Source organism: Mycolicibacterium helvum, assembly GCF_010731895.1.
In the GTDB taxonomy this organism is placed as follows: domain Bacteria; phylum Actinomycetota; class Actinomycetes; order Mycobacteriales; family Mycobacteriaceae; genus Mycobacterium; species Mycobacterium helvum.
This window is the reverse complement of the sequence record NZ_AP022596.1, coordinates 5,241,416-5,253,611: the sequence shown is the minus strand read 5'-3', so window position 1 is coordinate 5,253,611 and position 12,196 is coordinate 5,241,416. Positions and strand designations below refer to the sequence as shown.

Genomic DNA, 12,196 nt, shown 5'->3' with positions numbered 1-12,196 from the left:
GTACTACCGGTCGGCTCGGCAGTACAGTGAGTTCGCCATGACACTGTTCGACTTCTTCCACGCCGAGGAGCTTCCGGTGCCGGCGGTCACCCCGGCCCAGGCCCGCGAGATCGCCACGACCCAGTTCGGGGTCGACGCACAGGTCACCCCGCTGGGCAGCCAGCAGGACGCCAACTTCCTACTGAGCGCCCCCGACGGCGAGCCGATCGGGGTCCTCAAGATCGCCAACCCGGCGTTCTCCCGTATCGAACTGGAGGCCCAGGACGCCGCCGCGGCCCATATCCGGCAGTCCGGGGCGGATGTCCGCACCGCGACGAATGTCGGGCTTGCCGGCGTCGCACCGATCGCGGAGCTGCGCGGTGCGGACGGCACCGTGCTCTACGCACGGATCATCGCCCACCTGGTCGGCGGCACCCTGAGCGGTGAGCAGTACGTCAGTCCCGCCCAGGCGGCAGCGCTGGGCGCGTTGGCTGCTCGCACCGTCGGTGCCCTGGCCGACTTCGAGCACGCCGGCGTCGACCGCGTCTTGCAGTGGGATTTGCGCCACGCCCAACGCACGGTCGAGGTGCTCGCCGCGCACCTCACCGATGCGGCGCGCCGAGAGGCTGTCGAGGCCGCGGCCGCGGCGGCCGGGCAAGTGGTCGCCGACCTCAGTGAGGACCTGCCGGTCCAGGTGATCCATGGCGACATCACCGACGACAACGTCGTATGCGGTCCAGCGGATACCGGCCGGATTCCCGATGGCGTCATCGACCTAGGTGACCTGACCAGATCCTGGACCGTGGGAGAACTGGCGATCGCGGTCTCCTCGCTGCTGCGCCACGAGGGCGGTGAACCTGTCGCCACCCTGCCCGCCATCGCCGCGTTCCACGCGGTGCGCCCGCTGGGGCCCGCCGAGATCGAAGCGCTCTGGCCGCTGGTCGTGCTACGCGCCGCGGTACTTGTGGTCAGCGGCGTCCATCAGGCCGCGATCGATGCCGACAACGACTACGCCACCAGCGCCCTGGAGTGGGAATGGCGGATCTTCGAACGCGCCGTCGAAGTGCCCCGCGAAGTCATGACCGCCCAGATCCGCGCCGCGCTGGGGGTCAGGCCCACGGCTGATCCGCTACCGGTGGAGGGCCCGCTGATCAGCGGGTTGACCGCCGGTTCCGTCGTGCGACTGGACCTGTCCGCGGAATCCGACGCAGTGGATTACGGCCGGTGGCTGGCCGCCGGCTGCGAGGACGACCTTGTCGCCGAGGCACTCGCCGACGGCGCCCAGGCGATCGTCAGCACGTTCGGCCAGCCGCGCCTGACCCGGTCGGTACCGCTGAGCCCGCAATCCGCGCCCACCGTTGGCACCGGCGTGGACCTGTGGCCGGCCGCGCCGATGCCGATCATCGCCCCGTGGAGCGGCGTGGTGGACGCCGTCGACGCCGACTCGATCACCCTGACCGGCACCGCAGGATCGGTGGAAGTGCGCGGCGCCCTGCGCATCAGCGACCAGCTGCAACCAGGCCAGCACGTCGCCGCAGGCACCGGGTTGGGAACCGTCGAGGCCCATGTGTGGATCCAGTGCCGCAGACAGTTCGACCTGGGGGTCCCCGATTTCGTGCGGGCCGAATACGCCGCGGGCTGGCTGAGCCTGGTTGACGATCCCAGCCCGCTGCTCGGTCTGGCACCGGCGACCCCGGCGGCCGACGACAGCGAGGCACTGTGGCGGCGTCGGGCGGACTCCTTCGCCAGCGTCCAGGAGCACTACTACCTCAACCCACCCCGCATCGAGCGCGGCTGGCGCGAGCACATGCTGGCGAACGACGCCCGTAGCTACCTCGACATGGTCAACAACGTCGCGGTTCTCGGCCACGGCCATCCCGTGCTCGCCGATGCCGTCGCTCGTCAGTGGCGCCGACTCAACACCAATTCGCGGTTCAACTACGGTGCCGTGGTCGCGCTCTCCGAGCGGCTGGCAGCTACCCTGCCCGACCCGCTGGACACGGTGTTCCTGGTGAACTCCGGCTCCGAGGCCGTCGACCTGGCGCTGCGGCTGGCGATGGCCACCACCGGGCGCCAAGATGTGGTCGCAGTGGCCGAGGCCTACCACGGCTGGACCTACGCCACCGATGCCGTCTCGACGTCGGTGGCCGACAACCCCAACGCACTGGCCACCCGGCCGGAGTGGGTGCACACCGTCCCCTCGCCCAACGCCTACCGCGGCGAGTATCGCGGAACAGACGCGGCGCGCTACGCCCTCGAGGCCGTCGAGATCATCGAACAGCTTGCCGCACAAGGAAAGCCACCCGCTGCGTTCATCTGCGAACCGTTCTACGGCAATGCCGGCGGCATGGCGCTGCCCGACGGCTATCTCGCGGCTGTCTACGCGGCGGTACGCGCCACAGGCGGTCTCGCCATCGCCGACGAGGTACAGGTCGGCTACGGCCGCACCGGCCGGTCATTCTGGAGCTTCCAGCAACAGGACGTGGTGCCCGATATCGTCACCGTCGCGAAAGCGATGGGCAACGGCCAGCCGCTCGGGGCAGTCATCACCACCCGCGCGGTCGCCGAGAAGTACCGCACCCAGGGCTACTTCTTCTCCTCGGCCGGCGGCAGCCCGGTCTCCTGCGTGGTCGGCCTGACAGTGCTCGACATGCTGGAGAAGGAAGGGCTGCAGCGCAACGCCCTGACCGTCGGCGACCACCTCAAGACCCGCATCAACGAGCTGGCTACCCGCCACGAGTTGATCGGCACCGTACACGGCAGCGGGCTGTACATGGGCGTCGAGTTGGTACGCGACCGGACGACGCTGGAACCCGCCGTCGAGGAAACGGCCGCGATCTGCGAACGGCTTCGTGAGCTCGGCGTCATTGTCCAGCCGACCGGCGACCGGCAGAACGTGCTCAAGGTCAAACCCCCGATGTGCATCAGCCGGGAATCGGCCGATTTCTTCGTCGACATGCTCGACCGGGTGCTGTCGACGGGCTGGTGAGTCAGCTCGCGGGGATCCCCCGGCGGGCGGGAGCGAAGCGACTCGGGGATCGACGCGGCGGGCGGGAGCGAAGCGACTCGGGGATCGATCGATCGAGCGGCGGGCGGGAGCGAAGCGGATTCGGGGATCAACCGAGGGCGGCCAGCCAGTCGCGCTGAGCCCGTACGAACGCCGCGTCCACCACCGCCCCATGGCCGGGAACATAGATCGCGCCCGGGCCGCCCAGCAGCACGATCCGGTCCAGCGCATGCGGCCAGCTGGGAAGGTCCGAACCGACGTCGATAGCCGGGTCAGCGGATTCCTCGACGAGGTCGCCGCAGAACACCACCGTGGGCTGGCCCTGCGGGCTGGCTGGGACGACAACCACCAGGTCATGGTCGGTATGGCCAGGTCCGGGCAGTTCCAGGTGGACGCTGCGCCCGCCGAGATCCAGATCGGCGACCGTCACCACGTGGTCGGGGGCTCGGAGCCCGGCGATCGCGCGGTCCAGCGGCCCCGGGTCGGCCCCGTACTGCAGAGCGTGGGCGCGAACCTCGCCGATTCGGGTGGTCAGCGCCTCAGCCACCGCGGCAGGCGAATATAGGACGGCCGTACCGAAGCCGGACGAGCCGAGGATGTGGTCGAAATGATGGTGCGTCATCACCACATCGGTGACCACACCGCCGGTGAGCTCCCCGACATCCTCTGCGATCCGAGCCGCCTCGGAAAGTGTTGTGCCGCAATCAATCAGTAGAATTCTGTCGTCGCCGCGCACCAGTCCGACGGTAACGTCAAGGAACGGTAACCGGCAGCGGTACACACCATCGGAAAGAGCTTCCCAGTCGTAGTGCATAACAGGACAAACTAGTCCTGACATAGGGTAGAGACTGGGCACTTACGTTGCAGTATGTAGCTAAGCGAATTATAGTCCAGACACATGTCCAGACAGCTCGCTGACCGTGTCCGGTTGTTCTCACGATGACATATGCGAGCCCGGTGAGTGACTCGGCCGTGTCGGTCATGGACGTTGCAGGAGTGTGAAGATGCGGATCGCGTTGCTGTCCTACCGCAGCAAAACCCACTGTGGCGGGCAGGGCGTCTACGTTCGGCACCTGAGTCGCGGGCTGGTGGAACTGGGCCATGACGTCGAGGTTTTCTCCGGCCAGCCCTACCCCGAGATCCTCGATCCGCGGGTTCGGCTGACCGAGGTTCCCAGCCTTGATCTCTACCGGGAACCCGACCCGTTCCGGGTACCCCACCCCAGTGAGATCCGCGACCGCATCGACGTGCTGGAGCTGGCCACCATGTGGACGTCGGGCTTCCCCGAACCGCGCACCTTCAGCCTGCGGGCCGCCCGACTGCTGGCTGGCCGCCTCGACGAATTCGACATCGTGCACGACAACCAGTGCCTAGGCACCGGCCTGCTGCGGATCGCCGACATGGGCCTTCCCGTGGTGGCCACCGTGCACCACCCGATCACCCGGGACCGCGTGCTCGACCTGGCCGCCGCCAAGTGGTGGCGAAAGCCGTTGGTGCACAGATGGTATGGCTTTGCGCAGATGCAGAAGAAGGTCGCAAGGAAGATTCCGGACCTGTTGACAGTGTCGTCGTCGTCGGCCACCGACATCGCCGACGACTTCGGAGTCAGCCCTAGGCAGCTGCGCGTCGTTCCGCTCGGGGTGGACACCGACCTGTTCAAGCCGTCCGACCAGCCGCGCGTCCCGGGCCGCATCATCGCGATCTCCAGCGCCGACCGCCCACTCAAGGGAATCGGACATCTGCTGCACGCGGTGGCCAGGTTGCGCGTCGAGCACGACCTGGAACTGCAGCTGGTGGCCAAACTGGAGCCGAACGGCCCGACCGAGAAGCTCATCGCCGAACTGGGTATCAGTGACATCGTGCACATCACCAGCGGCCTGTCCGACGAAGATCTGGCGGCACTGTTCGCATCGGCCGAGATCGCTTGCATCCCCTCTCTTTATGAAGGTTTCTCACTGCCCGCGGTTGAGGCCATGGCCAGCGGGACCCCCGTCGTGGCCAGCCGAGCCGGAGCCTTACCCGAGGTACTGGGTGCCGACGGTGAATGCGCCGACCTGGTGACACCGGGTGACGTCAACGAGCTGATCGCGGCATTGGGCAGGCAATTGGAATCGCCCGAGCGCCGGCAATGGCTCGGCACCGCGGGCCGGCGTCGTGCTCTTGACGTGTTCAGCTGGGAATCGGTGGCTGCGCAGACGGTGCGCGTCTACGAGCAGGCCATTGGGCGAACCGGCCGCGTCACCGACGCCGTCGAGGCGGTGGACGAGCCGTGCTGACCGTCGACTATGACCGGCTAGCCGTCGGACCGGGAACCAAGGTCATCGACGTCGGCTGCGGCGCCGGGCGGCACAGCTTCGAGGCGTACCGGCGCGGCGCCGACGTCATCGCGTTCGACCAGGACGCCGCCGAGCTGGCCGACGTCGACACCCTGCTACAGGCGATGGGCGAAGCCGGCGAGGCACCGGAATCAGCCAAGGCGCAGGTCGTGGTGGGCGACGCGCTGGCACTGCCCTATCCGGACGCGAGCTTCGACTGCGTGATCGCTTCGGAGATCCTCGAGCACATCCCCGCCGACGACGCGGCCATCGCCGAACTCATCCGGGTCCTCAAGCCCGGCGGCAAGCTGGCGGTGACCGTGCCGCGGTGGCTGCCCGAGCGGATCTGCTGGCTGCTGTCCGACGAATACCACGCCAACGAGGGTGGCCACATCCGCATCTACAAGGCCGACGAGTTGCAGGCCAAGCTTGTTCGCGGTGGACTCACCTTCACCCACTCACATCACGCCCACGCGCTGCATTCCCCGTTCTGGTGGCTCAAATGCGCTGTCGGCGTGGAGAAGCCGGATCATCCAGCAGTCAAGGCGTACCACCAGCTGCTGGTGTGGGACATGATGTCTCGGCCCGCTCTGACCAGGGTGGCCGAAGCCGCGCTCAATCCGCTGGTCGGCAAGAGTGTCGCCCTCTACTTCGAGAAGCCGATCACGAATGCCGCGCCAGCCTGATCTTGAGGGTGTGCCGGGCGTCGTCGGCATCCTCACACCGCAGCAATGCCGCCAAACAGCGGAATCCATTGCGGCCGTGCAGGAATCCTCGGGCGAGATCCCATGGTCGGAGACCGGGCACACCGACGTGTGGGATCACATCGAGTGTGCGATGGCCCTGACCGCGGCTGGTCTGCATGAACCTGCCCGTGCCGCCTACGAATGGTGCCGCCGCGAGCAGCGCACCGACGGCTCCTGGCCCATCCAGTACCGACGCGGCGTGATCGAAGATCCCAACAGCGACAGCAACTTCTGCGCCTACATCGCCGCCGGAGTGTGGCATCACTTCCTGGTGACCGGAGATCGGCAATTCGCCGAGCACATGTGGCCGACGGTGCGCGCCGGTATCGACTTCGTCCTCGGCCTTCAAGCCGGTACCGGTGAAATCTATTGGGCGCAAGGCCCGTCCGGCGCTCTTCCGGAGGCACTGCTGACCGGATGCGCCAGCGTGTATCACAGCATCCGTTGCGCCGTGGCGCTGGCCGATCGGCTCGACGACCCGCAGCCGGAATGGGAAGTGGCGCTGGGCCGACTCGGCCACGCCATCGCCGAACACCCCGATGCGTTCACCGAGAAGCCCCACCACTCGATGGACTGGTACTACCCAATTCTCGGCGGCGCCTTGCGCGGATCAGCGGCTACTGCCCGAATTTCCCAGCGCTGGAACGATTTCGTGGTCGACGGGCTGGGCATCCGCTGCGTCGACGACCGGCCATGGGTCACCGGGGCCGAAACGTGCGAACTGGTCATGGCACTGGACGCAATGGGCGAGCGTCAGCGAGCAGTGACACAGTTCGGCGCGATGCAGCATCTGCGCGAACAGGACGGCTCCTACTGGACGGGGCTGGTATTCGCCGACGGCAAGCGCTGGCCGGTGGAGCGGACCACATGGACCGCAGCGGCGGTGATCCTGGCCGCCGACGCGCTATCGGTGACCACCGGAGGTAGCGGCATCTTCCGTGCCGCCGATCTACCGCGCGGCCTAGAAGGCAACTACGACTGTGAATGCGTCAGGCGCTGAGCGGATCCTCGCCCACTGCGCCGGCGGTGCGCTCCAGCACCCGCAGCGAGCCCATGCTGCTGACCTCAGTGAAATGACCGGATTCCACAGCGCGGCAATAGATGTTGTAGGGCGGCCGGCCCCCGTCGCGGGGGTCGGGGAACACGTCGTGGATGACCAGCGCACCACCGAACGTAACCCACTTGGCCCAGCCCTCGAGGTCCTGCTGCGCGGCGGTCTCGCTGTGCCCGCCGTCGATGAACAGCAGCTGCAGCGGGCTCTGCCAACCGCGGGCCACCACCGGCGACTTGCCGACCACCGCGACGATCGTGTCGTCCAGGCCGGCAGCGTCCAGCGTCCGGCGGAAGGTGGGCAGCGTGTCGAACCGGCCACTGACCGGATCGACCATCGTCGTGTCGTGGAATTCCCAGCCCGCCTGGTGCTCCTCAGATCCGTGATGGTGGTCGACGGTGTAGAGCACACTGCGCGTCGCCGCGGCGGCGGCACCCAGCATGACGGTGGACTTGCCGCAGTACGTGCCGATCTCGACCGCGACCCCACCGTCCAGGTAACGCATCGCCGCGTCGTAGAGCGCACGCCCTTCGTCAGCGGGCATGAAGCCGACAACCTGCTCGGCCAATTCGAAGAGGCGGGAAGTTTGCGCGGCGAAGGTAGTGTCGGTGCGACTCATGTTCCGAACCTAACCCGTCGGGATGGTCGATGGCCAGCGCGCACCTTGTCGCTGCTGGTGGGTTGTAGTAGCGTCCGGACATGTGTCTGAACCGGTAGCTCGGGAATCAACGCGACGCCGGTTGACAGCAAAGCAGGCCGCCACCGTAGACCGACTGGGTCGCGCCGCGGTCGACGTGCTGAGCCGAGAAGGATTCTCCGGTCTGACGATCCGGATGGTGGCCGCCGAGGCCGGTGTCGGCGCAGCAACCGCCTACACCTATTTCTCGTCCAAAGAGCATCTGGTCGCTGAGGTGTTCTGGCGACGGCTGGCCTCGACACCTGTGCCGCCCGACGACTCCCCCGACCCGATCGAGCGGGTGGTGGGTGTGCTGCGGCACATCGCCCTACTGGTCGCCGATGAGCCCGAACTCGCTGGGGCCGTGACGACCGCCCTGCTGGGCAAGGATCCCGACGTCGAGCACCTGCGCTTTCGAATCGGCCGCGAGATCCACCAGCGGCTAACGTCTGCCCTTGGTGCGCAAGGCGATTCAGACATAGTCGAGTCCCTGGAACAGCTCTACGCCGGCGCACTGGTGCGGGCCGGCATGGGATACGCCTCCTACACAGAAATCGCCGCCAGGCTGGAGGCCTCAGCCCGGTTACTGCTGACCTGACGTTTCGCGCGGCACTGGCCTGGCATTGCCACCGGTTCGCGTTCTGCCGCCGGTGTTGCGGGGCGCCGCATTGACGGGTGTCGTCATGGTGGCGTTCGGGTTTGACAGGCAGGCCAGTAGGGAACAACGGCCTCATGTTGATTCGCAGAGTTGCCCGGCCCATGTTGGCGGCGGTGTTCATTGGCCAAGGATTCGAAGCGCTCAAGAGCCCCAAGCCGGCCGCCGAGGCCGCCCGGCCGACTCTGGAAGGTCTGCAGAAACTCCCCGACCCGGTCGGCTCCGGCGTCCCGAGCGACCCGGAGACGTTCGCGAGGATCACCGCAGCCGTCCAGATCGGCGGCGGCCTGCTGTTGGCGTCCGGCCGACTGCCCCGGCTGGCCTCGGCGGCGTTGGCGGCCACGGTGATTCCGGCCAATCTCGGCGCGCACATGTTCTGGGACGAGCCCGACCAACAACTCAAGGCAGAGAAACGCCGCGCCTTCCTGACTGATCTCAGCTTGCTCGGCGGGCTGATCATCGCCTCGGCCGACACCGCGGGCAAACCGTCGCTGGGCTGGCGTGGGCGCCGCGCCGCACGCAAGGTCAGCGATGCCGTCTCGGCCGGGTTGCCGGGATCGAGCCACGGCCTGCTGGACAATGACCTGCTGGACAAGGTGGGCCCCAGGGTCGGCCATGGCCTGCAGGTCGGCGCGGAACGCGGTCGTGAACTAGCGGTGGCCGCCGGTGAGCGTACTGCCCCGCTACTGGAGACCGCCCGTAAACGCGGGGCCGAGCTCGCCGACGTGGCCCGCGAACGCGGGGCCGAGCTCGCCGACGTGGCCCGCGAACGCGGGGCCGAGCTCGCCGACGTGGCCCGCGAACGCGGGGCCGAGTTCGCCGAGATCGCCCGCGAGCGGGGTGCTGAATTCGCCGACGTGGCCAGGGATCAGGGCGGCGAATTGGCCGAACTCACGCGCGCCCGCGCGAAGAAGGCGAACAAACAAGCCAAGCAACAGGCTAAAAAGTTAGCCAAGCACTGACCGCTCGGATCGCGCCGAGGCGAACCCGCTGCCGAGTCACACGGCCAAGGTAGATTGGGCCGGACTGACGGCAGCGGGAGGAGCGATCAATGACCACGGGTGATTACAACCCCAACGCGTACGGTCCACCCGGGGGCTATCCACCGCCACCGCCGCCGGGCGCACCGGGTTACCCGCCGCCACCGCCGGGCGGCTACCCGCCACCACCGCCACCGCAGGGCCCCGCCGGGGGTTACCCCCCGCCGCCGCCGGGCCCCGCCGGGGGTTACCCCCCGCCGCCGCCGGGGGCACCTGGTTACCCTCCGCCTCAGCCATACGGCCAGCCCGGCTACGGCCAGCCCGGCTACGGCCAGCCCGGCTACGGCGGCTACCCTCCACCATCGCCTACCGGCGGTCAGGGCGGCGGGGTGTGGATTCGCTTGGGCGCCCGCGTGATCGACTGGATTCTCACCGGCATCGTGGTGTTTCTGATCTCGCTGTCGTTCTATGCCAGCGACAATTACGGCATTCTCGCGGGCGTGATTTCGGGCCTAGTGCCCTTCGCGTACTTCGTCGGCTTCGAAGTCTCCCAGGGCTGGACGCCGGCCAAGAAACTTCTTGGCCTCCAAGTCCATGGGCCCGGCGGCGCCGCGAAACCGACCGCCCAGCAATCGGCCATCCGTAACTCGTTCATGCTGCTGTCGGTCATCCCGTGGGTGGGCTGGTTGCTCCACTTGATCGCCTGCGTTGTCATCGGCGTGACGATCAACAACAGCCCGACCAGGCAAGGCAAGCACGACGAACTGGCCGGCGGCACACAGGTCGTCCAAGGCTGAGCACTGCGCTCAGACCACCAGACTGAGCAGCATGACGACGGCCAGACCCGTTACCGACAAGACCGTCTCCATCAGGGACCAGGTCTTGATGGTCTGACCCACGCTGATCCGGAAGTACTGGTTGACCAACCAGAATCCGGCGTCGTTGACGTGGGAGAAGAACAGCGAGCCGGCCCCGACGGCAAGCACGACCAGTGACACCTGGCCGCTGCCAAGGCCCTCCACCAACCCGAGCACCAACGCCGAGGCGGTGATGGTGGCCACCGTCGCGGATCCGGTCGCCAGTCGGATCAATACGGCCAGCACCCAGGCCAGCAGGATCACCGAAACGTTGGCACTCTTGGCCCAGTCGGCCAGCAGTGTGCCAATCCCACTGTCGACGAGGACCTGTTTGAAACCGCCACCCGCGGCGACGATCAGGATGATCCCTGCCACCGGGGGCAGCCCCGACTCCACGCATTTCATCACCTGGGTCCGGGACATGCCTGAACCGCCGCCGAGGGTGAAGATGCCGACGATGACCGCGATCAACAGAGCGACCAGCGGTGTACCCAGGACGTCGAAAGTGATTCGGAACCATTGATTCTCGTCGTCGATGAAAATGTCGACGAGCGCTTTGCCGAGCATCAGCACGACGGGCAGGAGCACACTGGACAACGTCACCCCGAATGACGGCCGGCGGGCACCGCGATTCTGATCGGGAAGCGCCTCGCCTTCAGGTCCCAGCGCAGCTGAGCCGGATCCGAACGTGTCGGGCGCCGCCACGACCACCCACCGCCCGGCCAACTTCCCGAACAGCGGACCGGCGACGACAATCGTCGGAATCGCGACTGCCACGCCGAGAGCCAGCGTCAGGCCCAGGTCGGCATGTAGCAGACTGATCGCGGTCAGTGGCCCCGGGTGCGGCGGCACGAAACCGTGCATCGCGGAAAGGCCTGCCAGTGCCGGGATTCCGACGGTGATGAGCGAGAGTTGGGAGCGCCGCGAGACCAGATATATGACCGGCATCAGCAGGACCAGGCCGATCTCGAAGAACATCGGCAGGCCAATGATGGCCCCCACCAGGGCCATCGCCCATGGCAGGGCCCGCGGCGATGCGTGCCCGACGATCGTGTCGACGATCTCGTCTGCACCGCCCGAATCAGCCAGGAGCTTGGCGAACATCGCACCAAGGGCGATCAGAATGCCGACCCCCGCGGCGGTGGAACCGAAGCCGTCGGAGAACGATTTGAGTACCTTCTCCAGGTTCTCGCCGGCGACGATACCGACGGTCAGCGCACCAAAGATCAACGCCAGGAACGGATGCAGGTGCGCCAGCGTGATCAGGACGACAATCACCGCGATACCCGCCAGGAAGGCCAGGATGAGCTGCCATCCGGGAGCTACCGGTGTCGCCAACTTGGGCGCTTCTGCCAACAGTGTCGCGTGCAGGTTCATCGGCGTCATGCTCCTTCAGCGCTGGTTACGTACGCGTCGACGATCGAATCGATGCTCTGGTCGACATCGATGCTGATTCCGTGTTCGTCGGAATCGAGAGGTTCGAGGGTTTCGAACTGTGAAGTGAGTAATGCCGCGGGCATGAAATGACCGGGCCTGCTCGCTTGGCGGCGAGCGATGACGTCTTCGGTTCCGCTCAGATGAAGGAACTCGAGGCCGGCGCAGTGCCGCCGGAGTTGGTCGCGGTACTTACGTTTCAATGCCGAGCAGCTCATCACACCACCATCTCGGTGTTCGGCGAGCCACTCCCCGATCGACTCCAGCCACGGGTAGCGGTCGTCATCGTCCAAGGCGTGCCCGGCGGTCATCTTGGCGATATTGGCCGGTGGGTGGAAGTCGTCGGCGTCGGCGAAGGGAACGCGTAACCGCTGGGCAAGTGCTGCGCCGACGGTTGATTTCCCCGAGCCGGACACCCCCATGACGACGATGGGTGAGGCCATGTGTGCGTCTACCCCGCTGTGGGACATGCCACACAGCATTCATCAATCGTCAT

At 67.1% G+C, this 12,196-nt stretch carries 11 protein-coding genes; 7 read left to right on the top strand and 4 right to left on the bottom strand.

The window, feature by feature from the left end; translation table 11 throughout:
- The first annotated feature begins 37 nt into the window (after window positions 1–37).
- Window positions 38–2,968: an aminotransferase gene (locus tag G6N38_RS24675; protein WP_163750613.1), complete on the top strand. Its 2,931-nt coding sequence runs from the start codon at window positions 38–40 to the stop codon at window positions 2,966–2,968.
- Between the two features lie 127 nt (window positions 2,969–3,095).
- Here the strand turns inward: G6N38_RS24675 and G6N38_RS24670 are convergent, their stop codons facing one another.
- Window positions 3,096–3,800, bottom strand: coding sequence for an MBL fold metallo-hydrolase (locus G6N38_RS24670; RefSeq protein WP_163750611.1), 705 nt, complete (start codon window positions 3,798–3,800; stop codon window positions 3,096–3,098).
- A 190-nt stretch (window positions 3,801–3,990) separates the two neighbouring features.
- Between G6N38_RS24670 and G6N38_RS24665 the strand changes: the two genes are divergently transcribed.
- From G6N38_RS24665 to G6N38_RS24655, 3 genes are read left to right on the top strand one after another with little or no spacing between them, the layout of a single operon-like run.
- Window positions 3,991–5,262, top strand: a complete 1,272-nt coding sequence (locus G6N38_RS24665; RefSeq protein WP_163750609.1) for an MMP alpha-(1->4)-mannosyltransferase — start codon at window positions 3,991–3,993, stop codon at window positions 5,260–5,262.
- A complete protein-coding gene (locus G6N38_RS24660; protein WP_163750607.1) occupies window positions 5,256–5,987 on the top strand; it encodes a class I SAM-dependent methyltransferase in 732 nt (243 codons plus the stop codon). Before G6N38_RS24665 ends, G6N38_RS24660 begins: the two co-directional genes overlap by 7 nt.
- Window positions 5,971–7,047 carry an MMP endo-(1,4)-3-O-methyl-alpha-D-mannosidase gene (locus G6N38_RS24655; protein WP_163750605.1) on the top strand — a complete coding sequence of 359 codons (1,077 nt, stop codon included), beginning with the start codon at window positions 5,971–5,973 and terminating at the stop codon, window positions 7,045–7,047. The genes G6N38_RS24660 and G6N38_RS24655 overlap by 17 nt, the downstream gene beginning before the upstream one ends.
- On the opposite strand, the gene G6N38_RS24650 is transcribed toward G6N38_RS24655, so the two are convergent.
- Window positions 7,037–7,717, bottom strand: coding sequence for a class I SAM-dependent methyltransferase (locus G6N38_RS24650; protein WP_163750603.1), 681 nt, complete (start codon window positions 7,715–7,717; stop codon window positions 7,037–7,039). The genes G6N38_RS24655 and G6N38_RS24650 overlap by 11 nt on opposite strands.
- Before the next feature lie 82 nt (window positions 7,718–7,799).
- Between G6N38_RS24650 and G6N38_RS24645 the strand changes: the two genes are divergently transcribed.
- The 3 genes from G6N38_RS24645 (at window position 7,800) to G6N38_RS31055 (ending at window position 10,206) form a co-directional block, all read left to right on the top strand.
- On the top strand, window positions 7,800–8,372 hold the full coding sequence (locus G6N38_RS24645; RefSeq protein ID WP_163750601.1) for a TetR family transcriptional regulator: 573 nt from the start codon (window positions 7,800–7,802) through the stop codon (window positions 8,370–8,372).
- Between the two features lie 134 nt (window positions 8,373–8,506).
- A complete protein-coding gene (locus G6N38_RS24640; protein WP_163750599.1) occupies window positions 8,507–9,391 on the top strand; it encodes a DoxX family protein in 885 nt (294 codons plus the stop codon).
- An 89-nt stretch (window positions 9,392–9,480) separates the two neighbouring features.
- Entirely contained in the window at window positions 9,481–10,206 is a 726-nt protein-coding gene (locus tag G6N38_RS31055; RefSeq protein WP_163750597.1) for an RDD family protein, read from the top strand.
- Between the two features lie 9 nt (window positions 10,207–10,215).
- Here the strand turns inward: G6N38_RS31055 and G6N38_RS24630 are convergent, their stop codons facing one another.
- Together G6N38_RS24630 and G6N38_RS24625 are read right to left on the bottom strand one after the other, a co-directional pair.
- Complete coding sequence (locus G6N38_RS24630) at window positions 10,216–11,643, bottom strand: GntP family permease (RefSeq protein WP_163750595.1); 1,428 nt, start codon at window positions 11,641–11,643, stop codon at window positions 10,216–10,218.
- A gap of 5 nt (window positions 11,644–11,648) precedes the next feature.
- Window positions 11,649–12,143: a gluconokinase gene (locus tag G6N38_RS24625; protein WP_163750594.1), complete on the bottom strand. Its 495-nt coding sequence runs from the start codon at window positions 12,141–12,143 to the stop codon at window positions 11,649–11,651.
- Between the last annotated feature and the right edge of the window lie 53 nt (window positions 12,144–12,196).

Excerpts from the sequence above, each read along its gene's own strand:
- G6N38_RS24675 (WP_163750613.1), top strand. The coding sequence starts at position 38 with ATGACACTGTTCGACTTCTTCCACGCCGAGGAGCTTCCGGTGCCGGCG.
- G6N38_RS24670 (WP_163750611.1), bottom strand. The coding sequence starts at position 3,800 with ATGCACTACGACTGGGAAGCTCTTTCCGATGGTGTGTACCGCTGCCGG.
- G6N38_RS24665 (WP_163750609.1), top strand. The coding sequence starts at position 3,991 with ATGCGGATCGCGTTGCTGTCCTACCGCAGCAAAACCCACTGTGGCGGG.
- G6N38_RS24655 (WP_163750605.1), top strand. The coding sequence starts at position 5,971 with ATGCCGCGCCAGCCTGATCTTGAGGGTGTGCCGGGCGTCGTCGGCATC.
- G6N38_RS24650 (WP_163750603.1), bottom strand. The coding sequence starts at position 7,717 with ATGAGTCGCACCGACACTACCTTCGCCGCGCAAACTTCCCGCCTCTTC.
- G6N38_RS24640 (WP_163750599.1), top strand. The coding sequence starts at position 8,507 with ATGTTGATTCGCAGAGTTGCCCGGCCCATGTTGGCGGCGGTGTTCATT.
- G6N38_RS31055 (WP_163750597.1), top strand. The coding sequence starts at position 9,481 with ATGACCACGGGTGATTACAACCCCAACGCGTACGGTCCACCCGGGGGC.
- G6N38_RS24630 (WP_163750595.1), bottom strand. The coding sequence starts at position 11,643 with ATGAACCTGCACGCGACACTGTTGGCAGAAGCGCCCAAGTTGGCGACA.
- G6N38_RS24625 (WP_163750594.1), bottom strand. The coding sequence starts at position 12,143 with ATGGCCTCACCCATCGTCGTCATGGGGGTGTCCGGCTCGGGGAAATCA.